This window comes from Anaplasma marginale str. Florida (assembly GCF_000020305.1).
Classification (GTDB): domain Bacteria; phylum Pseudomonadota; class Alphaproteobacteria; order Rickettsiales; family Anaplasmataceae; genus Anaplasma; species Anaplasma marginale.
Window position 1 is genome coordinate 526,128 of record NC_012026.1, and the last position, 20,111, is coordinate 546,238.

Consider the following 20,111-nt stretch of genomic DNA (forward strand, 5'->3'; position numbering starts at 1 on the left):
AAATTCATACTCATAACTTTATATATCCGGCTTCTATTCGAGATTTTGATTTATTTTCCATAATATATATTATGTATTCAAGCTAATTGAGAAATTTTCTATCCATTTCCGCCCCAAATTCTCACATACTTCTTCAAGTTTGAGTTTTAACGTCGGAACAGAAGCGGGATTGGCATCCCCTTCCCTACTAGATTGCTCTAATTTGTGGGCGTGCCTCCTCTGCCGATATTGTGTTATGAGCCCATAATAAGAACTGCGTCATGCTGTCAACTTGGTCATCATGCTTGTAGTACGGAAATGAACATACCTCTTGTTCAAAATCACCCAGCCATGAAGCTTCGTGTGGGAGAAATACACGGCCTGACTCTACCATCGGGATAATCTTAAAAACCCTAATGTCTTTTGTACCTGTAGGGACAACCGATATGATCGGCAGATGGCTCAACTCTTGGGTAAGTTGAATACCGCTTGCCTTGCTCTCAATAAGTACGGCATGCGGCTTCCACAGGCTTTCCAAGTGCAAAACTAATCCCTTGAGCGCGACGTATTTGAGTTTGACTCTGTGTACTTCCAGTAGGAAGAAGTCCCTACCCTTGTGTGCCCAGATGGTGCATACACTAAAATTGCTACTACGGACCGTGGTACTCGCGGTGTCCCAACTTTGCACTATCACACACTCTTTGTGTGGTATTGGATCAACATAACGCCTGAACCATTGACGCTTTATGATGCCTTTGCCCAGATTTATAGGATCTTGTTGGTATTGCGAGGAAAACGCGTATGTCCCAACGTCTTGCTTCAAGCGCTCTATGTACCGAACACTCATGCTTTTGCGCAAAGGCTCGTTATCTTGCCTCACATGCAATATCCTCCTCGATTTTCGGCCATTGCTCCGTAGTATACGTGGCAAAGCAAAAGCATACACTTTGGTTTTTCTGGTGGATACCAGTGGTAGGGATAAATGGTGCCAACTGTTGCCATAGCCCTTTTTTGCTAATAAATGCCCGGTTAGATCTTCTGTGTGCAGCCTATGCATGACCACAACCACAACTCCGTTTTTCCTATCGTTCAACCTTGTCAACAGGCTTTGATCGAACCAATTGCAGACTTTTTGTCTATATGTTTTACTTTCAGATTGTAAAGGATTCATCGGATCATCCACTATCAGGAAATTGCCACCCTCCCCCGTAATTGTTCCTCCAACTGAGGTGGCAAATCTATACCCTAGCTGTGTAGTTTGGAACCGATGCTTTGTATTTTGATCTCTGACGATTTTTACTTCCGGAAACAGCTCCTGGTACCAAGTAGCTTGCAATACATACCTAGTATCCAATGAAAACCTTTCGCTTAAAATTTGCGAGTAACTTGCGGCTATAATACGAGCTTTTGGGTTTAAACCTAAAATCCATGCGGGCCATGCAACGCTCACGCATATAGACTTCATAGATCTTGGTGGTACGTTTATTATAAGGCGCTTAATTTCCCCAGCTAAAGCCGCTTCCAACCTGTCTGACATTGCTCTTATATGCCAGTTGTCAACGTATCGGCTATCGGTGGCGACAGTCCCAAAGACAAGCTTTAGAAATTCAATAAATTTCATACAATAACTTCCGGTTGATTTCAGATTTTTTGCATCTGCTTGTGGTTTATGGGTTACCGCGCGATGCACATACAACCATGTCTGCGGCCTGAATCTTTTTCCTTTTCCTTCTGTTGATGCTCAAGTCCTTTGAGAATGTATTGCACAACGACGTCTCCTTTGAACATTTGCGGGAAAATTAGTGCGAATAGCAGATTCATTAGAAGCTTAAAGATAAACGATATACCTTTCTTATTCTGCGGTTTTTTCAATGCACGGCCGTATATTGCGGCTTCACGTATGTTGGATTCTTTGGTTTGTCCTGCCCTCTGCGTTGGGTCCATACCGTGTGCAACTTTCACTTTTAGCATGGTCTTGAATACAGAGTGAGTTGAATGTGCCACTCTGTGTTGCCACTGTTTGTGTGCGCATGTAGCCGCCTTTTTCACTTTGCACACGCGTATAATATCCTCTATACTCCGGGAAGATTGTTTGCACTGCAACATCCTTCTTGGCGCGATATCGGCCCTTGCTGTCCACTTGTTGTGTGTGCGTACTTTATACTTCTCGAGAAGGTGCAGATGCTCCTTCCGGGGCCTTCCTACACCTATCGCTTTTGACGTGCATGAGCGCGCATGGGCGTGGGTTTTTAGTATCCCACGCACTATCATGGCTTGGCTGGGTGTACCGTGCCTTAACACAAGCCCTATATAGCGCTTCGCTTCCGGGGAGTACTTGCTTGCTATTTGGCCGTGGAAAACTACCCTGCCCATGTATGAGAACGTGCAATATATGCGCAATCTTACATGTTTGAGATAAACTTATAGTTAATTTATTCATATGTTGAGAGTTAGTCGTCTTTCGCGTTTTGATAGTAGTGAACTAGCCCACTGCTAATCAGCGCCACGTTGAAAGTGCCTAAATTTCCGACCTCATAATGCCACTCATATAGCTCAACAAAGCACGTCATAGTCACTTTTGTTCTCCAAATGTTGCTGCCAAGCAGCAATGTACAATTCAGAGCGCGGTTTTCAAATGAACCCTCCAGCAATACGCTTTCTGCCGCTGAATGTTCTGCAATTCCCGTGACGCGCACCGCAACATTCTTGTCTCCTGCGCCGTTGAGAGAGTTTTTCCACCCCCCTGAGAGAGCGCTTCTAATCTCAGAATTTTTGTTACGTAATGTTAGTCGAACGCTCTGAATACCATTTAAAGTGACGTAGTCGCCGCTTTCATTTCCGAATTTTAAGACTATCATCTATTAACACCTCAAAGCTCAGGGTAGATTGAAAGATCTCTCCGTTTCGCACTACTCTATATCCCTTACTGACAAATATGAATTCCTGCTCCTGGAGCAGCTGCTGTAATGCATTCCTTGCGTACTTCGCAATTTTTATGGTTTCTAGAATGCCGTAACTGAAGATGTAGCATGCCATGTGCGCTTTGCAAGCCACTTTGTCAAATGTTGCTATATCTTCAGCATGGCGTATATGCAGATGAGCATACGGTATGCTTGCAACGGTGGGGGCCTGCTCATATATGCAGCTCACTAAATTTCTCATGATATGGTCCGATCTCAGGCGCTCCAATACCAAAACATACAGGTCTGCAATGTTCACAGCACTAGCCTTACTTCCCTAAAGGGCATGTATATCTCCTTGATAAACGCCAGATGTTCGACGGTCATGGAATCTCGCCTTTTATAGGCGACTGCTACATGGTGCAATATTCCATGCTTGATTTGTGTGGGAACGTCCCGCATGTCCGCGTACCCAGCCTCGTACACTATCTCTATTTTTGTGGCGCCGATTGCCGCGTGTACCACACTAGATTGCAGATTATCAATGGAATACTCTTTTCTTGTGACGGAGCGCAAAGAAGTATTTTGCGTTGCTACGCTCACAGATACTACAGAAACAACTGGGCCAAACGGCAAATATATTTTTTTTGGAATATTGCCTCTACTGTAGGATAATACCCAGGTTTGCCTGCCGAGAGATTGTCCTATATACCATTGAGCGTACTCTGAAGACATTGATATGATGCTTGTCAGTAAGCTGTCCTCACTGCTGTTGTTGATTCCCAAAAAAGATTTTACCTCTGTCAGTGCGACGGGAAAATGCGTTGGTGGTGCTTTGCGCACTACGTGAAAGGCAGGATTTGCTAGCATGTATACCCCTAAACCACAGTGAAATTTTTAAGAGCTTCTTGTATAATTTCTAGCATCATCTTGCTCATAATCTCCAAGTTTTTCTGGTACAAATGCGAGATGCTTGCCGTTTGACTGATATTATCGGGGGTGACTTCTGCAAATAACTGTGCGTGCTCCTTCTGTGATGGTTGTATCAGCTCTTCCTCTAGCATATCTCTAAATTGCTCCAAAAATGCATGAAGAGTACTATCTAACATACTTTGTAACTGCTTTTCCTTCTTTTCAAAGAGCTCGTCAATTTCTCTGAAGACTGCATCAAATGAAAGGTTATGCTTGCTGTCTATCTCACAGCTGCTTTTATGGCTCATATTAGGAAGATTGTAGTGGAGACATAGTGGGATTTTAGAGTGAGTCGCTCGTTACCGGGAAGCAATTTTCTGAGGATTGGTCTATGTCGTGTCGTAAAGGTGAAGCCCGCATTGCCTCTCCGCGGAGGATTCTCCCTTATTAATGCGCGCAGTTTTAGACATTTAGCCGGGTTTCTTGCCTGAAACTAAGAACTTGCGTTAAGAGGGAACGACGCTAGGGGAGGTTACCGAAAATGCAGCGCAATGCCGGACTGTGGAGGTTTGAGGCTATGCTACCGTGCAGCTGGGCTCTCGCGTGGTCATATTGCATAGCAACTGCAGGCAAGTTAGCAAATTTCACGATGCCACAAGGGAGGCGCGTGCGTGATTGCCCGTCACATGACGCCGAGCTAAATTATGCCCGCCCAAGTATGCGCACTACAAGAGTGTGTTGATGAACGGGCTATACAACGGCTCTATCCTTGTGAATCTTAAATTCAGGATTGGCAAGCTGTCCCGTGATCATTCATCTTCTAGGCAAGTTAAGGACACGCTACCTCCGAGCGCAGCGGTATTGACCGTAACGGTTTTCTCTGTCAAAAATCGATGTAAATAGTGCGGACCGCCAGCCTTGGGACCGGTTCCCGACAGCCCTCGGCCTCCAAAAGGCTGCACTCCTACTACAGCACCGACTTGGTTTCTATTCACGTATACATTACCCGCTCCTATTCTGTCAGTGATATCGTCAATGCTGCTCTGTATTCTGCTCTGTATAGCGAAAGTGAGCCCGTATCCGGTGCTATTTATGTCATCAAGTATACTTGGCAGGTCAGATTTTTTATATCTTATGACGTGCAGCACAGGCCCAAACACTTCTCGGCTGAGCTGGGACATCGATTCTAATTCAAAAATGTGAGGGGGAAAGAAATACCCCTCTTCTTCGCCGGATAGATAGCTGATATCCGCCTTGCACAGCAGTTTGATCTTCTTTTTTCGCATCTCCTCTACATAAGAAGTTAGCATGTCAAAGCTTTGCTGGTCGATTACTGGGCCTATGTCGGTGCTAAGCGCCATCGGATTACCCAACCGCAGCTCCGCCACAGCGCCTAGAAGCATTTCTATTGTTTTATCTGCAATTTCTTCCTGTAGGAACAGTACTCTGAGGGAAGAACAGCGCTGCCCAGCGCTCTTGAACGCGGAGGTGATAACATCTTCAACCACCTGTTCTGGTAGTGCCGAGCTGTCAACCACCATGGCATTGATGCCCCCAGTTTCTGCGATTAGTGGGATTATATCCCGGCCCCGTCCAGCTATCGCTTGGTTGATGATATTCGCGGTTTCAGTGGATCCAGTAAACGCGACGCCCGCGATGTTCGCGCTGCTAAGCAAGGCATTGCCTAACACTTCCCCTCGTCCGGGTACAAAATGTAGCACGTCAGTTGGAACACCCGCCTCGTATAGCAGCTTTACTGCTTCATAAGCTACCAGAGAGGTTTGTTCAGCAGGCTTGGCTATGACCGTGTTACCGGTAACAAGAGCTGCCGCAATAGGACCTAGGAAAATGGCCAGGGGGAAGTTCCAGGGTGATATACAAACGAAGGTCCCACGACTCTCAAAATAGAGATAATTCTCTTCCCCAGCCGGCCCGGGGAGCTTTATCGGATCAGTCAGCTGATCTCTAGCAAGCATTGCGTAGTACCGCAGGAAATCCACCGCTTCCCGAATTTCCGCGATGACGTCAGAGATTACCTTTCCACCCTCTCTTACTAACAGGGAGAAGAACTTGCCCCGCTCTTTTTCAAGCAAATCTGCAGCATGCTCCAAGATAGCAGCGCGCTCCCCTACCGGAGTGTTGCTCCATCTATAAAACGAGCTTCGTGCAGCCTCTATACTTTGCGCAGCATGTTCAGCGGTGGCAAACAACACCTCTCCCACCTTGGTGCTGAGGCTTGCAGGGAAGAACACTTCGTAAAGCTCCCCTTCTGTGATATCTTGACCGCCGATTATTGGGTATGCCTTCCAGTGCGTGTCGTTAAATGCGCTAACTTCCTCACTTAGCGCAAGCATAGTAAGCGAATCAGAAGTGTTGACCCCAGCGGAGTTTACCCTACCATCCGGGAACATATCCGCAGGTAGTGGGATATAAGGGTGTGGGGCGTACTCAAAGGATTGTGCCTTTTCTAATGGGTCAGCGCACAAGCACTCCGCGGGAATATCAGAATCGTTGATCATATTGACGAAAGAAACGTTGGCCCCGTTCTCTATCAACCGCCTCATCAAATATGGTAACAACTCTTGATGCTGTCCTATGGGAGTGTACACACGGCAACAAACGTTCGGTGCAACTTCCTTGGTGACATAATCGTACAAATCTTGCGCCATGCCATGCAGACGCTGGAACTCAAACCCCGGATGGTCTTTGTCAGTCATTTCCAAAATAAAGGATACGGAGTGAGCGTTATGAGTTCCGAAAACGGGATAAAAGGTTCCAGGCTTACTTAAGAGCTTTTGCACACATGCAAAATAGGAAACATCCGTGTACACCTTTCTGGTGAACACCGGATATCCATCCAATCCCATTTCTTGCGCATTGCGGATTTCATAATCCCAGTAAGCACCCTTCACTAACCTAATGATCATCTTGCGGTTTGCCCTTATCGCTATATCCTCCACAAAGTCAATAGCGGCCAGCGCCCTTTTTTGATAAGCTTGTATGACAAAACCAAGCCCCTCCCAACCATTAAGAGAGCTGTCGGAAAACACTGTGTCCAGAATCATAAGAGACAGCTCTAACCTACGCGCCTCTTCAGCGTCTACTGTCAGTTTAACGTTGTACTTCTTTGCAACCTGACACAACTCCAATAATTTGGATGATATGTCTTTTAGTACGTAATCCGCCTGGCCGAATTCATATCTCGGGTGCAGAGATGATAACTTAACCGATATTCCGTGCCTTGATCCTAGATCATCTACTGCTTGCGCATTAGAACCCAACGTCTCCAGAGCACCCATGTAGGCAGCAAAGTATTTGTCTGCATCTGCGCGAGTTTTCGCAGCCTCTCCTAGAACGTCGAAGGAGCACACGTGTCCGGCATCATAGCTTCTTGCAATTGCCTCTTCGATTGTACGTCCGCACACGTAGTGCTTGCCCAACACCTGCATAGCTTGTAGGGCGGCTTTTCTTATCACGGGCTCACCCATGTCTTTAAGCAGATTGCCCAGTATGCCGTACCATCGGGAGTCATCAACTTCCCTGAGCATATGCGCACCGATGCTAAGTGCCAAAGTGGACACATTGACAAATATCGACGTAGAGCGCCCTATATGCTTGTTCCAAGTGGTGCGGGCGATTTTATCCCTTATCATGTCGTCTATAGTGCAATCATCGGGGATTCTAAGCAGGGACTCCGCCAAGCACATAAGCGCCAAACCCTCTTCGGTTGACAGCCCATATTGCTGCATGAACGCATCTATAATGGTGGTGTTTTTGTTTGCGCGTACCTTTTCTATTATTTGCTTAGCCAAGCTATATATCCGCACCTTTGATTCTTGAGATACTTCAGTGCGCTCAGTTAAGTATCTTACATAGCTTTTCTCATCGGCGTTGTACAACCCCTGCATGCGCTTGCGCAACTCATCAGGTGATTGTAGAGGACTGATCATCATGTACTGTTACCCGCAAAAGAATCAACAAAACGGCAAAACACTCTTACCGAGCTACAACAAAGCGCCGCGCAGGGGCCGCGCAACATGAGCCCAAGACCCAAAAAACCCGCACCACTTGATAGGCTGTACTCGAAGTGTCTGCAAAATACAGTAGTAAAACACAAATGCGCCGTAATGATACAGAATGGCATTGCGACTGTCGAGCAAATTCGTTACTCTGAGCGAGTACTGGCTTGGGGCTGTATGGGGATAGAGATGTTTGATGTGTCTGGAAAAAGATTTTTGGTTGTGGGAGCATCTGGAGGCATAGGTTCTGCCATATCTGTCGCTCTATCCAGGGCAAATGCCGAGCTGTGCATATCGGGAACCCGCGCTGATGCGCTGCAAAATGTGGCGTCGCAGTGTGCGAAAAGCGCGCATGTGCTACAGTGTGACCTTCTAAATCGTGAGGAGGTAGATACCTTAGTAGATAGGGCTGCTGAGCTTATGTCAGGAATTGACGGAGTGGTCTGCAGTGCCGGCATAGTGCTCGATAAGCTCTCACTCCGCATCACTGATGAGGATTGGGATAGAGTCATAGCGATTAATCTGAATGCCGTATTCAAAATCAACAGAAGTGCATGCCGTGCCATGCTGAAAAATGCGGGTGGTAGAATCATAAACATCTCATCGATCGTGGGTGTCACCGGTAATGTCGGACAGGCGAATTATTCGGCATCTAAAGCTGGTATAATAGGTATGAGTAAGTCTTTGGCCTTGGAATTTGCATCTCGAGGAATCACGGTAAATTGTGTTGCTCCGGGGTTCATAGATACACCGATGACGGCTCCACTACCGGAAAAACAAAAGGAGCACATCTTGAATAACATACCGATGGGCCGCATGGGCACTCCTGAAGACATAGCCTCGGTGGTTCTGTTTTTGGCTAGTGATGCCAGTAGCTATATAACTGGACAGACCATACACGTGAATGGTGGCATGTTGATGTGTTGAGTATAGATGTTTGTGGGCACAATTTACGTACAGAAACTTCTTGTACATATACATCAAGTGGTGCGGGCGATTTTATCCCTTATCATGTCGTCTATAGTGCAATCATCGGGGATTCTAAGCAGGGACTCCGCCAAGCACATAAGCGCCAAACCCTCTTCGGTTGACAGCCCATATTGCTGCATGAACGCATCTATAATGGTGGTGTTTTTGTTTGCGCGTACCTTTTCTATTATTTGCTTAGCCAAGCTATATATCCGCACCTTTGATTCTTGAGATACTTCAGTGCGCTCAGTTAAGTATCTTACATAGCTTTTCTCATCGGCGTTGTACAACCCCTGCATGCGCTTGCGCAACTCATCAGGTGATTGTAGAGGACTGATCATCATGTACTGTTACCCGCAAAAGAATCAACAAAACGGCAAAACACTCTTACCGAGCTACAACAAAGCGCCGCGCAGGGGCCGCGCAACATGAGCCCAAGACCCAAAAAACCCGCACCACTTGGAACAAGCATATAGGCGTTCTGCGTCGATATTTGTCAATGTGTATTGGCGCTTAGCATCGGTGCACATATACTCAGGGAACTCGAACGGCGAGTGCTTCTCAGCTGGCTGGGCTTTGCCAGATAAATCCTACAGCGCAAAATGATTAGTGCGGGTATTTCGGCCTTGACGGCGTTGGATACTGATCCTAGATGCCTTTATTCTGCAGTTTTGTCACGACAGCCAAGCAAGATAGCGGCCTCAATCTGGGTACGCACTCTTCTTTCGTAGACATTTTTATAATATTAAACTAAAAGTTGAGCTTAGGAAGATAAGCACCTAATCTTCAGGTTTATCATGCTTCTCGCGTTCTTGGTATGACAGACATTATGGCAGTTGCCAGCGCCAAGCTGGCAGCCCAAGCTCTTATCAATCTATTCGTATTGTGTTGGGTGCACGAACTCGCGGATGCGCTTGCCCCGGTTAGCCGCCGGCTCGGACACATACAACGTGGATACCCACTTGGCGGTTGTGGCTAAGGAGGGATTCGAACCCCCGACCCGGAGATTATGATGCTCCTGCTCTACCCCTGAGCTACCTAGCCCGAGGACAACGGGATATCACATCTTGCGCCGTGTTGCAACCTGCATATTTAGACACATCTGCCCGGTGGGTGAGGGGATGGTTTTTGATATGCAAATTGTTAACGGTTTTCATTTACCATATTTGGGTGTCCCTACCCCTGCAAACTTGTGGCCGTCCGTTACTCCGGTCTACCACTCCGAGAAATACGCGCCATTGCAGGGCTTAAACTCACAGGCGGGCGCGCACACCGCTGTACCGGCTCATCAGCAGCCGTGGTCCAGTATAGAAGCACAACGAGTCAAATGAGTCACAGGAGTTAAAGTACACTTTGAGTTATGCCGCACACGCACAAAAGGGATACGACATTTACTATGCTCATTCAGAAGGAAGAATGTAAGTCCTCCTCCAACCGGTTAGTAGCTATCCCACAAAAAAGGAAGATTATATTGTTTCAGCCGAACGCGCTAAGCACCACTGCGCGTATGGTATTTATAAGCCACTGGATATGCTTGTGTATGGCTTACTCTTTCGCGTTGGCAGCAAGTACCATACCCAAGGAGGCCGTAATCGGATTTTTTGCCACAGCTTCTGTATTGGCGGTTTGCGGGTACGCCATAGTTCTATACCTAAAAACGCGCAGCTACCGCAAGAATGAGCAGATACAGGAACTTGCTCGTCTTGAGAGGATTAATACATTTGCGACATGCGCAGAGGCAATAACTGTCATTGGCCTTTCAGCCGCGTCAATAGGGTTCTTGATTTCTGGCATCAGTGCCCCGCGCTACTTCTCTGTTATCGGATGCTTTGCATCAATGTGTGCGATTTTGTCTAGGGTTGCCTCTATGACAGCTGATCACAAGCAGTTGCAGCTTGTTGGTCAATACATGGACAAAGAGGAGTACGATTCGAGAGTCAAAACTGTAAGGAATGCCAAGGTGCTCGGTTGCTTAGCTATAGCGTTGGGGGCCGTAAGCATCTGCATGAATATCGCATCAATCAGTAGTAGCAGCGTCCATACCGGCGGATTGGCTTGGAATATGGCAAAGACTATAGCAAGTTGCGGCTGGTTGACCACTTGTGTTGGGTCTTTCGTCCTCATACGTATGTCCCAGCGCAACCGTTGCTACAATAGACTTCTTTCAGAATGCGAAGTTTCAGCTGTCACTGAGACGCTTACGCAGGACAGGCAGAAGCCTGTGAAAAACGCGTTAATAGCGCTAGGCACTAGCACCAGATAGGGTTCAGATCTTATCATCTTCTTACAATTAGAACATTTAGGAGGTTGTTGTGCACGGAAGTTTGTTACCTATCACACCGTAAGTTAAATCTTGAGCGGTATAGCAGAGTCTTTCCGTTGGTTAAACCTTATAAGTAATCTTCAACTTTAATATAATCAGTGCAGATGTACTTGGTATTTCCCAGCTTTAAATAGTACTCTTACCCCTTGAATCCCCTGCCTTCTCAATTCAGATGCAACCCTCTTTGCATGCGCCGCCTCAGTCACCTTCAAAATATAACCAACACTGGTTTTTGCTGTGATGAGGTCTTTCCTGTGACGTTCTTCCAGTTTTGCATATCTGGCTTTGTTTGAAAGTTGTTCATATAATATGTTTCTAGACATTTTTCCCAGATAAAGCACTTTAACTTTTGCAGTACCTTTGTCACGAAAACCAAGCAATATAGCGGCTTTTTCTGAGAGGTCTATTATCCTATTCTCAACAAATGGGCCACGATCATTTACTTTTACTATTACCTTTTTACCATTTTCCAAATTTGTGATTTCAACAAAGCTGGGCATGGGTAGGGTTTTGTGTGCGGCGGTGAGCGAAAATCTGCTGAATACATCACCATTGGCGGTGAGTTTGTTGTGAAAGCCCTCGCCGTACCAGGAGGCAATACCGATTTCTTCGTAGTGATCATAATACTGGGGCTTGTAAGCTACACCATTTATGGAATAACTCGTACCAATTTTGTAGTGAGCGCCATTGTGGCCCGACTTGGTGGCAGAAGTTGTGCATCCCTGCAAAAGCCCTAAAGCAAGACACACCAAAGATAGAAAGATAGGATATGGCACTAAGAGCACAGCCAATGTAACTCACTAGAAGGTCGCAAAAAATGCGTATATGGTCAATATCATTGCGTCAACTTTTAAAATACAATCAAAACCTTTTTAAGCAATTCTGCAGTTTTCACGCAAGCGTTGCATAAGCGCCCCTATGTCGCTATGTGCTGGTGCCAACATTGTGTTTTCGTCGTGAGTTGCTCGGCCAACAAGATGTGCAACGAACTACACAAGTTTGCGCAATACACACATAACTGGGGCATGATCCGACGGTGATTCTAGCCCCCTAACACTAGAGAGAATGCTGCACTCAACCAGCTTATCTACTGCGTTTGGGGAAAGCAGTAAGTGATCTATCCTCATACCCCTGTTTCTCTGCCATGACCCTTCCCTATAATTCCACCAGCTGAATTCTTGCTTGCCTTCGTGCAAAATTCGAAAAGCGTCTGTGAACCCTAAGTGCAGAATCTCACGCAGCCCCGCGCGTTCTTTCGGATGGAAGCACAACTTTCCATCGAGCGCTTGTGCATCGTATACATCTATATCGTCAGGAGCAACGTTATAGTCCCCGCCTATAACTAACCAATCCTCCCGTGCAAGTAATTTTAGCAGCCTTGCCTTGAGGCACCGCAGAAAATTGAGCTTGTAGACAAAGGTTTCTGTATCAACTTCCTGCCCATTTGGTACATAAACACTTGCAACTCTTACCTTAACATCTTGATAATCTACCAAACATTCCAAATACCTAGCCTCCGTCACAGAGTAGCTACCCGTGTCTTGCACTGTACCAATTTCTTCCTCTGCATCAAAAACGGTATTACACAATTCGCCCACTATTGGGTACTTGCTCAATATGGCTACCCCATTTCTTGATTTCTGCCCATGGATGTAGCACTTGTACCCTAGATCCTCCAGCTCTGCCAGGGGGAATTGATCGTCAGTGCACTTGGTCTCCTGTAGTAGCGCAATATCTACATGGTGTTCAGTTAACACGCTGCATAAGTGAGCCACCCTTTTTCTGACGGAGTTCACGTTCCACGTCAATATTCTGATCATTCTCCCTGAGACACCTGAAATCATTAGGGGAATTAACTCCTCAATGAGCTGGCATGTCAAGCTACAAATCTGGGAGGAATGTATGGGAGGGAAGCCGGGAGTAGCGGATCCACCCACTCACTTTAGGTGGTGGGTTTGTTGTGGTGTACCACCGAAAACTTCATCCCCAGTTCTATTCCGTGCGAATTGAATGCAAAGTCTTGAAAATCATAAAACGTGCTGTTGCCGTCTTCGTCATATATTGCGTCGGTTTTATACTTCCAATGGTGTTGGCGGTAATTATACCCTACGTATGCCTCCAAACCCGGAACGATTGGGTAAGAGAGGCCAATTTTGGATTGTGTAACCATCCCGTATAAATCTTCAGAGTGCTGCCGCAACCCTTGATACCGCAATACCTTGGCCATACCCACGCTGGAACCGGCATATAAGCTGACCTCTCCGCCCAGTGGATAGTGGCCATATAGTCCATAGGATATAGACAGCCTCCTAACCGAAAGCACGCCCCCAGCTTCGCGCGCCGTCATGGTTTCATCACCCAGCACCTGCCTAATCACATGAAGAGCGCTGCCCCTGCCCTCTTCCAACACAGGAGTGGCCATAGAGGTGCGAAATTCGAATTCGTGATATAACCTACTAGTGGCAGCTGGCCAAATGGAAGATGCATAAAAGTCCCAGCTGCTGCCAATACGCGTAGAGTATTGTAGGTGCAGTGGGTTATCGTAGACTACATTGTGCACGTAACCAATTCTGCATTGCGGCGCTTTTAAGAGTAATTTGTTCAACTGTGCAGTAATAGACCCCGCCTCCATAGATGAGATCCCTAAGACCAAGCCTAACACTGATAGAGCTGCCATACGCGCTTTAATAGACGTGCAAACCGTATTTCAACTTAATATATTAATATATTAAATATTATCAATACAAATCTTCCAAAGGTGGCAAAATAATTACGCGTGGGCCGAAGACCATGCCGCTACACGCAAACGCGCTGCTACTCAATCCAACCGCCCTGTTAAACGGTGGGCATGCGGACTATGGCGAGCACGCTTCATTACATGGCTGCACTGCAAGCTTCGCACTGTGTGCACCACACACGGAAGTGAGAATGTTTTACTTGACTGCACACGGTAAATATAGAAATATCTCAGTATATGTGGCACTGGTAGGGAAGAAGGCCGTGAAGGTTATGGGGTCTTTAAAGTCAGCGAAAAGTCGCGACAGAGACTGTAAGATAGTACGCAGGAAGGGGCGTATATACGTTATAAATAAGAAAAAGCCCAGATTTAAGGCAAGACAAGGATATTAGTTTAGCCGGTCACTTTGTTGTAATTGGCATGTATCGCTTTGGCCGTCATTTGGGCGTGGTTGGTACTCCCCCACGTGTGGGGCTTGCGGTCAGCACCTCCAAGGTTAGGCTATGTGTTATTTTGGTTGCATGCGTGGTAACGTGCTATCTCGGTGCGGGTGCCATGTTTGGAGAGCGGGGCTTGCTCGCTATGCTAAGGTTGCGTCAAGAGCTGCGTAGGTACGAAAGTGACCTAAGTAGAATAGTGCAGCTGAAAGAAGAAATGAAGCGTAGGAACGCGTTGCTGTATGAGGACTCACTGAGTCTGGATCTACTTGACGAACGTAGCAGGAGCGTGCTTGGCCATGTGGAACCAGATGAGCTCGTTGTAATACTAAAACCGCAATAAGGACGAAGCGCGTTACTCGCGCATCTTGGCCTCCATTGTGTCATTCAGTTCTGCGCTCCCAATGCGGGTAGGCGGTGATTCCTCATTGCTGTCCGTTGTCGCTGCCTCGAGGTTGATATCTTGCGACGCCGGTAGGTTACTTTGTGCTTGCCTCCTGCGCATTCGTGCTAGAACGACGGAATTCCAAATCAGGGCCGCAATGGCTATAATTCCGATAAATCCTCCGATGTTCATTATGAAAAAAAGCGTCGAGCCTTCTTGAATGCTTGTTATAGCACCGTGCATCAACAAAGAACCCAGGACTATGCCAAGAAAAACCATGCACCCTACGACCACCCGCTCCTTGTGTGACGTATAAGCATGAGCGCGCGTTACGGGTATGCTAGACTCTCCCCTACTCTCACGCCCCTGGTTTTCAACCCTGGCGCTTGTGCTATCTTCAGCGACGCCCAGCTCATGATGCACATTTTTCCCAAAGAGAAGAAAAAAGCAGCTGCAAAAATGCAAGCCACCCCGCTCAATTCTACGGGAAGCGGCACCGCCCTCCAATGAAAAACGACGCACGGCCCCACAGCGGCCAAGAAACGCCGCGCTTGATAGCCAAACGGTGGGCCTGGGAAGAATCGAACTTCCGTCCTCACGCTTATCAGGCGTGCGCTCCAACCGCTGAGCTACAGACCCTGTAACCTATACTGATGATAAGCAAGACTGAGGAACAACATCCACAAAAACTTTGCCGCCTGTCCTCTTGCGAAAACAGACAACCCCAGCAATCTTGGAAAATATGGTATGGTCCTTGCCCATGCCCACATTCCTTCCCGGATGATACCTTGTGCCACGCTGGCGAATTATTATGTTACCGGGAATGACAAGCTCGCTCCCAAACTTCTTAACCCCGAGCCTTCTACCTCTTGAGTCTCTACCGTTAGAAGAACTACCACCGGACTTTTTAGTAGCCACAACCTACCCCACCTTAAGCACACGTAAAACGACCAACTCCTGCCTGTGGCCGATTTTTCTCCTGTAATTCTTGCGGCGCCTCTTCTTGAATACAATGATTTTATCATTCCTACAGCGCGCAACAACCTCCGCAGTAACCGCAGAGCTCTGTCTCTGGAGCACAGCATCCTTCTTTTTTCCTCCGAAGGTAGCGAGACTGTCAAGCTTGACCTTCTCACCCACGCTGACATCCATCAATTCCACTTTGATTACGTCACTCTCCTTAACCTTGTACTGCTTTCCGCCAGCTTCAACCACAGCGAACATACTCAAAGCCTCTAACCGATATACCGCAAGCGTCCGGATTTTGGCCTACAAGAGCCCCTATGTCAATAAAATCTGACACCAAGTGCTCATCTAACCACGAACGCACTGAGATTATACTGAAAAAATTACCCAAGTCCATACCCAAGTTAGCGTCCAAACCCCCAGCGCGTCACAATAAGTGTGCAACACATTAAAATGTCTGGGTAGTGGCACCCACTGCAAGATGTATTATGGGCACTGATCGCGAGGAGTATTTTTACGCCAACATAGACCGCATATGTCGGTGCTAAGCGCCATAGGATTACCCAGAATTACCCAACCTCGGCTCCGCCAAGGCACCTGGAAGTATATTTATGCCTCCTCCGCAACCTCTTCCTGAGGAACAGCGCCTTGAAAGTCGAAATTGCCTGTAGTTGACCAAATGCTCTACCTCTCGTTGCTTTGTTTACTTTTTCGTAAAGATTGTTTATTCTGTCCACCATTGGGTGTGAGGGCCGTTGTGCTAAGTGCTAGATCAGTTGCCAAGATTAATAGGGTTGTTGCGCGGCAAATCCTAGATAGTAGGGGCCGTCCTACAGTTGAGGTCGAGGTTTTGCTGTCAGATGGTGCCGTAGGTAGGGTCTCTGTTCCATCTGGGGCTTCAGTTGGGAAGTTTGAGGCTGTGGAACTTAGGGATGGTGACCAGGCCAAGTATGCTGGGCATGGGGTACTCAAACCGGTGCAGCGCGTCAACACAACGGTCGCCGATTCATTAGCTGGAGTCTCTCCTTTCGATCAGAGAGCTGTTGATGAAATTCTGCTGTCGCTGGACGGAACGAAAAACAAGTCTAAATTGGGTGCAAACGCCACTATAGGAGTTTCATTGGCTGTGGCAAAGGCCGCTGCAGACAGTGTTGGCATCCCGTTATACAAGTATTTAGGGGGAGCGGTTGCGAGAGAAATGCCGCTGCCCCTGGTAAACGTTATCAATGGAGGTCTGCATGCGGATAACTTGCTTGATTTTCAAGAATTCATGATAGTACCCGTAGGTGCCAAGACATTTGCTGATGCGGCGCAGATATGCGCAGAGGTGTTTTATAAGCTTAAGGAGGTACTCAAGAAAATGGGGCACTCCACTAATACTGGTGATGAAGGAGGTTTTGCTCCAAATTTGGAGGATAATACAGACGTGCTTGACGTCTTAGTAGAGGCAATTGAAAAGTCTGGGTACCGAGCCTCTTCTGACGTTGCCCTCGCTATGGATGTCGCTGCGTCAACATTTTACGATGGCACATCATACAAATTTTCCGGCAAATGCCTAACCAGCGGTGAGTTAATTGCATGCTATGAGGATATGGTTTCCCGGTACCCTATAATTTCCATAGAGGATGCTATGGCGGAAAATGACATAGAGGGATGGAAGGCAGTTACCAAGCGTCTGGGAGACAAAATTCAGTTGGTAGGGGATGATCTTTTTGTGACCAATCCCGCCCTCATTGCTAATGGAGTGGAAAACAAGTTGGCTAATGCAGTTCTGGTTAAACCCAACCAAATTGGCACCCTCACTGAAACCATAGATGCAATAAGATCTGCTCAGCGGAATAATTATAATGTTATAATTTCACACAGGTCTGGTGAAACGGAGGATGTTACAATCGCGCATATAGCGGTTGCAGCAAATTGCGGGCAGATTAAGTCAGGCTCGTTTTCCAGGTCAGAGCGCCTGGCAAAGTATAACGAGCTCCTGCGTATAGAAGAAGACCTGGGTAAGAGTGCTCTTCTTTATAATGTGATATAGCATGAGTTTTGTCGACGAAGCAAAAATCCACGTAAAAGGAGGAAAAGGAGGCGACGGGTGTGTGAGTTTTCGGCGGGAGAAATTCATAGAGTTTGGTGGCCCCGATGGTGGGAACGGAGGGAATGGCGGCTCGGTGATATTCGTCGCCAGTAGTGCTGTAAACACTCTGCTATACTTCAGATATAACCAACACATAAGGGCAGAGAATGGTAAAGCTGGATCTGGTAAGGGAAAGTTTGGGGCTGCTGGCCGCAACCGCGTAGTAGAGGTGCCGGTAGGAACCCAGTTGTATGACGAAGATGGGAATACTCTAATAGCAGATCTGAACAACATAGGGCAGCAATACACAGTAGCAGCAGGTGGTAGGGGCGGGATTGGCAATGCCCAGTATAAGAGCTCTACTAATCGTGCACCTACATACTTCACCTACGGAACACTGGGAGAAGAGCACTGTGTTCTGCTGAAGCTCAAGATAGTCTCAGATGTTGGAATAATAGGCATGCCTAACGCTGGGAAGTCTAGCTTGTTATCACGTTGTACTGCATCGAAAACCAAGGTTTCTGACTATCCGTTTACAACCCTAGAACCACACTTGGGAGTTGCGTACGCAAACGGGTGTGAGCTAGTGTTAGCAGATATTCCTGGCCTAATAGAAAACGCCAGTTCTGGTGCAGGGTTAGGGCACAAGTTTCTCAAACATATTGAGCGATGCGTCATACTCCTACATCTGGTAGATTGCTCGCTTCCAGATATAGTCAGCGCCTATGAGCTGGTCAGGCAGGAGCTTAAGCTACATAGCCAGGAGCTTACTGGTAAGCAAGAGGTGGTCATACTAAACAAATGTGACCTACTCTCGGAAGGGGAAGTGAGGGAGAAGCAGAAACTTCTTGAGAGCTCGACCAAGAAGGAAGTAATTACCTTATCTATGGGTGATGAGCTAGACTCCCTGATTGTATTTCTACATGCGCAGGTGAAGAAGGCAGTTGTAACTGAACCATCAGATACATCGTTTGACCCATTTCTGTATGTCCACTACAACAAGAAGTAATGCTTATGGGTTCATTGGTACAATATGGTTTCTCTCTGGCCCTGTAGACACCAAGCTTACTGGCACTCCAACCAACTCCTCAAGCCTACTGATGTATGACACTGCATTTTCTGGAAGGTCACTACGTGACACAGCACCCAATGTGCTAGTGCGCCATCCAGGTAAGGTTTCATATACAGGCTCAAGCCTGTTTTGTATGTGGGGCAGTTTAATATTCAATGTGCAGGTCAGGACGCTTTTCCTTCCCATCATAGGAGGGTATACCTTTTTTGATCTGCTTCGAAAGAACTATATGGTTGTCACGCCGCAGATATTTCGCAGCGAGCATGGCCAGTCTTTCTGGGTTGTTTAGAGCAGTCCACTCGGCCTTTAATATGCTTATTTCATCATTTACTTTAACTATCTCCTGCTGCACCTGCACCAGTGACTTTTGCATGTCTCTAACGTAGAACTTTACCCTAAACACTCCTATAGTAAACGCGCAAACTGCACAAAAGCACGGTATGTATGCGCCTTTCATGCCTATTCCACCCTAGCAATGGCTCTTAACTTACCCGATCTGGACCTGGGATTATTTTTTACCTCCTCATCTGTCGGCATGATTGCCTTTTTATTTATCAAGCTAAAACCCATATCGCATAGGGACCTAAACTTATGTTTGACAACTCGGTCCTCCAGAGAATGAAAAGACGTCACCAAGATTTTACCACCTATCTTCAACACCTCAGCTGCTGCTTCAAGACCAGCTTGCAGTTCTTCCAGTTCGTTATTTACCCATATTCTAATTGCTTGAAACGTTCTTGTAGCTGGATCTATAGGATGTACACGACTTCTTGGAACTGCAGACCTGATTATTGTTGCTAAATCTCCAGTATTGTTAATCCTGCACTTCCTACGTGCATCTATTATCGCCCGGGCGACCCTCCTAGAGTACCTCTCCCCTCCATACTGGTAAATCACATCCGCCATTTCCTTTTCCGGCACCGTGTTTACAAACATTGCCGCATCTCTTAAGGCAGAAGAGCACATGCGCATATCTAAAGAGCCACTGTTCATGAATGAAAATCCCCTGCTAGCATCAGCAAGCTGCATCGCTGATGTGCCTAAATCGAAGACCACGCCGTCTACTTTATCAACCCCGAAAGAAAGCACTACCTCTCTCAGTTTACTGAATCTGCTAATCGCGAGGTTAAGCCTACCCGGAAAGCTCTGCAGCAATTCATCGAAGTATTTTTTGACGACTACATCCTGGTCGATAGCATATACAACACACTGAGCCGTTTCTAATATTCTTCTGCTGTATCCGCCGCCGCCAAAAGTTGCGTCAACATATACACTTCCATCTTTTGGAGATAAAGCTTCCACAACCTCGTTCAATAGTACAGGCTTGTGTACCATTCC

The 20,111-nt window shown here is 46.9% G+C and carries 22 protein-coding genes, 2 tRNA genes and 2 pseudogenes; 6 read left to right on the plus strand and 20 right to left on the minus strand.

Going from position 1 to position 20,111, the window contains the following annotated elements; all coding sequences use genetic code 11:
* Positions 1-187: 187 nt before the first annotated feature.
* The 7 genes from terL to putA all read right to left on the minus strand — a co-directional run bounded on the left by terL (position 188) and on the right by putA (position 7,741).
* A complete protein-coding gene (gene terL, locus AMF_RS07225) occupies positions 188-1,600 on the minus strand; it encodes a phage terminase large subunit (protein ID WP_010267576.1) in 1,413 nt (470 codons plus the stop codon).
* Between the two features lie 53 nt (positions 1,601-1,653).
* Positions 1,654-2,352, minus strand: a complete 699-nt coding sequence (locus tag AMF_RS07230; protein WP_010264420.1) for a hypothetical protein — start codon at positions 2,350-2,352, stop codon at positions 1,654-1,656.
* Positions 2,353-2,429: 77 nt separating this feature from the next.
* Entirely contained in the window at positions 2,430-2,837 is a 408-nt protein-coding gene (locus AMF_RS07235) for a phage tail tube protein (protein WP_010264423.1), read from the minus strand.
* The gene (locus tag AMF_RS07240; RefSeq protein ID WP_010267580.1) at positions 2,812-3,198 is read right to left on the minus strand and encodes a hypothetical protein; all 387 of its coding nucleotides are present in this window, start codon (positions 3,196-3,198) and stop codon (positions 2,812-2,814) included. The genes AMF_RS07235 and AMF_RS07240 overlap by 26 nt, the downstream gene beginning before the upstream one ends.
* Positions 3,195-3,749: a head-tail connector protein gene (locus AMF_RS07245; RefSeq protein WP_010267583.1), complete on the minus strand. Its 555-nt coding sequence runs from the start codon at positions 3,747-3,749 to the stop codon at positions 3,195-3,197. The genes AMF_RS07240 and AMF_RS07245 overlap by 4 nt, the downstream gene beginning before the upstream one ends.
* Positions 3,750-3,757: 8 nt before the next feature.
* Positions 3,758-4,099 carry a hypothetical protein gene (locus AMF_RS07250; protein WP_010264432.1) on the minus strand — a complete coding sequence of 114 codons (342 nt, stop codon included), beginning with the start codon at positions 4,097-4,099 and terminating at the stop codon, positions 3,758-3,760.
* A 501-nt stretch (positions 4,100-4,600) separates the two neighbouring features.
* A complete protein-coding gene (putA, locus tag AMF_RS07255; protein WP_029209799.1) occupies positions 4,601-7,741 on the minus strand; it encodes a bifunctional proline dehydrogenase/L-glutamate gamma-semialdehyde dehydrogenase PutA in 3,141 nt (1,046 codons plus the stop codon).
* A 258-nt stretch (positions 7,742-7,999) separates the two neighbouring features.
* Here putA and fabG point away from each other — a divergent pair, with 258 nt between their 5' ends.
* Positions 8,000-8,737, plus strand: a complete 738-nt coding sequence (fabG, locus tag AMF_RS07260; RefSeq protein ID WP_029209697.1) for a 3-oxoacyl-[acyl-carrier-protein] reductase — start codon at positions 8,000-8,002, stop codon at positions 8,735-8,737.
* Between the two features lie 59 nt (positions 8,738-8,796).
* Here the strand turns inward: fabG and AMF_RS07265 are convergent.
* Both AMF_RS07265 and AMF_RS07270 read right to left on the minus strand, forming a co-directional pair.
* A pseudogene (locus tag AMF_RS07265) lies at positions 8,797-9,120 on the minus strand (bifunctional proline dehydrogenase/L-glutamate gamma-semialdehyde dehydrogenase); the annotation flags it as partial.
* 631 nt (positions 9,121-9,751) lie between these two features.
* Positions 9,752-9,823: transfer RNA gene (locus AMF_RS07270), tRNA-Met, on the minus strand.
* 496 nt (positions 9,824-10,319) lie between these two features.
* On the opposite strand from AMF_RS07270, the gene AMF_RS07275 reads away from it, so the two are divergent.
* Positions 10,320-11,042 carry a hypothetical protein gene (locus AMF_RS07275; protein ID WP_227013308.1) on the plus strand — a complete coding sequence of 241 codons (723 nt, stop codon included), beginning with the start codon at positions 10,320-10,322 and terminating at the stop codon, positions 11,040-11,042.
* Between the two features lie 155 nt (positions 11,043-11,197).
* On the opposite strand, the gene AMF_RS10635 is transcribed toward AMF_RS07275, so the two are convergent.
* The 3 genes from AMF_RS10635 to AMF_RS07290 all read right to left on the minus strand — a co-directional run bounded on the left by AMF_RS10635 (position 11,198) and on the right by AMF_RS07290 (position 13,524).
* Positions 11,198-11,893, minus strand: coding sequence for a septal ring lytic transglycosylase RlpA family protein (locus AMF_RS10635; protein WP_010267593.1), 696 nt, complete (start codon positions 11,891-11,893; stop codon positions 11,198-11,200).
* Positions 11,894-12,091: 198 nt separating this feature from the next.
* The gene (gene xth / locus AMF_RS07285; RefSeq protein ID WP_010264475.1) at positions 12,092-12,946 is read right to left on the minus strand and encodes an exodeoxyribonuclease III; all 855 of its coding nucleotides are present in this window, start codon (positions 12,944-12,946) and stop codon (positions 12,092-12,094) included.
* A 98-nt stretch (positions 12,947-13,044) separates the two neighbouring features.
* Positions 13,045-13,524: a hypothetical protein gene (locus tag AMF_RS07290; RefSeq protein ID WP_241759973.1), complete on the minus strand. Its 480-nt coding sequence runs from the start codon at positions 13,522-13,524 to the stop codon at positions 13,045-13,047.
* A 578-nt stretch (positions 13,525-14,102) separates the two neighbouring features.
* Between AMF_RS07290 and ykgO the strand changes: the two genes are divergently transcribed.
* Positions 14,103-14,231 carry a type B 50S ribosomal protein L36 gene (gene ykgO / locus AMF_RS07295; RefSeq protein WP_010264484.1) on the plus strand — a complete coding sequence of 43 codons (129 nt, stop codon included), beginning with the start codon at positions 14,103-14,105 and terminating at the stop codon, positions 14,229-14,231.
* Between the two features lie 28 nt (positions 14,232-14,259).
* Positions 14,260-14,619, plus strand: coding sequence for an FtsB family cell division protein (locus tag AMF_RS07300; RefSeq protein ID WP_011114353.1), 360 nt, complete (start codon positions 14,260-14,262; stop codon positions 14,617-14,619).
* 12 nt (positions 14,620-14,631) lie between these two features.
* Here the strand turns inward: AMF_RS07300 and AMF_RS10240 are convergent, their stop codons facing one another.
* The 5 genes from AMF_RS10240 to AMF_RS10530 form a co-directional block, all read right to left on the minus strand.
* Positions 14,632-15,183, minus strand: coding sequence for a hypothetical protein (locus AMF_RS10240; protein ID WP_029209864.1), 552 nt, complete (start codon positions 15,181-15,183; stop codon positions 14,632-14,634).
* 44 nt (positions 15,184-15,227) lie between these two features.
* Positions 15,228-15,300: transfer RNA gene (locus tag AMF_RS07310), tRNA-Ile, on the minus strand.
* 6 nt (positions 15,301-15,306) lie between these two features.
* Positions 15,307-15,579, minus strand: a complete 273-nt coding sequence (gene rpmA, locus AMF_RS07315) for a 50S ribosomal protein L27 (protein ID WP_010264498.1) — start codon at positions 15,577-15,579, stop codon at positions 15,307-15,309.
* Positions 15,580-15,582: 3 nt separating this feature from the next.
* On the minus strand, positions 15,583-15,885 hold the full coding sequence (gene rplU / locus AMF_RS07320; protein WP_010264501.1) for a 50S ribosomal protein L21: 303 nt from the start codon (positions 15,883-15,885) through the stop codon (positions 15,583-15,585).
* Positions 15,869-16,024 (minus strand): hypothetical protein, encoded by a 156-nt coding sequence (locus tag AMF_RS10530; RefSeq protein ID WP_010264504.1) that lies wholly within the window; start codon positions 16,022-16,024, stop codon positions 15,869-15,871. Before AMF_RS10530 ends, rplU begins: the two co-directional genes overlap by 17 nt.
* A 342-nt stretch (positions 16,025-16,366) precedes the next feature.
* Here AMF_RS10530 and eno point away from each other — a divergent pair, with 342 nt between their 5' ends.
* Complete coding sequence (gene eno, locus AMF_RS07325) at positions 16,367-17,662, plus strand: phosphopyruvate hydratase (RefSeq protein WP_044051792.1); 1,296 nt, start codon at positions 16,367-16,369, stop codon at positions 17,660-17,662.
* A 1-nt stretch (position 17,663) separates the two neighbouring features.
* Complete coding sequence (gene cgtA, locus AMF_RS07330; RefSeq protein ID WP_012658952.1) at positions 17,664-18,710, plus strand: Obg family GTPase CgtA; 1,047 nt, start codon at positions 17,664-17,666, stop codon at positions 18,708-18,710.
* A gap of 3 nt (positions 18,711-18,713) precedes the next feature.
* Here the strand turns inward: cgtA and AMF_RS07335 are convergent.
* From AMF_RS07335 to rsmH, 3 genes and pseudogenes are all read right to left on the minus strand, one after another.
* A pseudogene (locus AMF_RS07335) lies at positions 18,714-18,914 on the minus strand (adenylosuccinate synthetase); the annotation flags it as partial.
* A gap of 4 nt (positions 18,915-18,918) precedes the next feature.
* A complete protein-coding gene (gene ftsL, locus AMF_RS07340) occupies positions 18,919-19,230 on the minus strand; it encodes a cell division protein FtsL (protein ID WP_010264534.1) in 312 nt (103 codons plus the stop codon).
* Positions 19,231-19,232: 2 nt separating this feature from the next.
* Entirely contained in the window at positions 19,233-20,108 is an 876-nt protein-coding gene (gene rsmH, locus AMF_RS07345; protein WP_010267607.1) for a 16S rRNA (cytosine(1402)-N(4))-methyltransferase RsmH, read from the minus strand.
* Between the last annotated feature and the right edge of the window lie 3 nt (positions 20,109-20,111).

What these genes read in the sequence shown, in the direction of transcription:
- terL (WP_010267576.1), bottom strand. Translation starts at nt 1,600, where the DNA reads ATGAAATTTATTGAATTTCTAAAGCTTGTCTTTGGGACTGTCGCCACC.
- AMF_RS07230 (WP_010264420.1), bottom strand. Translation starts at nt 2,352, where the DNA reads ATGGGCAGGGTAGTTTTCCACGGCCAAATAGCAAGCAAGTACTCCCCG.
- AMF_RS07235 (WP_010264423.1), bottom strand. Translation starts at nt 2,837, where the DNA reads ATGATAGTCTTAAAATTCGGAAATGAAAGCGGCGACTACGTCACTTTA.
- AMF_RS07245 (WP_010267583.1), bottom strand. Translation starts at nt 3,749, where the DNA reads ATGCTAGCAAATCCTGCCTTTCACGTAGTGCGCAAAGCACCACCAACG.
- AMF_RS07250 (WP_010264432.1), bottom strand. Translation starts at nt 4,099, where the DNA reads ATGAGCCATAAAAGCAGCTGTGAGATAGACAGCAAGCATAACCTTTCA.
- putA (WP_029209799.1), bottom strand. Translation starts at nt 7,741, where the DNA reads ATGATCAGTCCTCTACAATCACCTGATGAGTTGCGCAAGCGCATGCAG.
- fabG (WP_029209697.1), top strand. Translation starts at nt 8,000, where the DNA reads ATGTTTGATGTGTCTGGAAAAAGATTTTTGGTTGTGGGAGCATCTGGA.
- AMF_RS07275 (WP_227013308.1), top strand. Translation starts at nt 10,320, where the DNA reads ATGGCTTACTCTTTCGCGTTGGCAGCAAGTACCATACCCAAGGAGGCC.
- xth (WP_010264475.1), bottom strand. Translation starts at nt 12,946, where the DNA reads ATGATTTCAGGTGTCTCAGGGAGAATGATCAGAATATTGACGTGGAAC.
- AMF_RS07290 (WP_241759973.1), bottom strand. Translation starts at nt 13,524, where the DNA reads ATGGCCACTCCTGTGTTGGAAGAGGGCAGGGGCAGCGCTCTTCATGTG.
- AMF_RS07300 (WP_011114353.1), top strand. Translation starts at nt 14,260, where the DNA reads ATGTATCGCTTTGGCCGTCATTTGGGCGTGGTTGGTACTCCCCCACGT.
- rplU (WP_010264501.1), bottom strand. Translation starts at nt 15,885, where the DNA reads ATGTTCGCTGTGGTTGAAGCTGGCGGAAAGCAGTACAAGGTTAAGGAG.
- AMF_RS10530 (WP_010264504.1), bottom strand. Translation starts at nt 16,024, where the DNA reads ATGGACTTGGGTAATTTTTTCAGTATAATCTCAGTGCGTTCGTGGTTA.
- cgtA (WP_012658952.1), top strand. Translation starts at nt 17,664, where the DNA reads ATGAGTTTTGTCGACGAAGCAAAAATCCACGTAAAAGGAGGAAAAGGA.
- ftsL (WP_010264534.1), bottom strand. Translation starts at nt 19,230, where the DNA reads ATGAAAGGCGCATACATACCGTGCTTTTGTGCAGTTTGCGCGTTTACT.
- rsmH (WP_010267607.1), bottom strand. Translation starts at nt 20,108, where the DNA reads ATGGTACACAAGCCTGTACTATTGAACGAGGTTGTGGAAGCTTTATCT.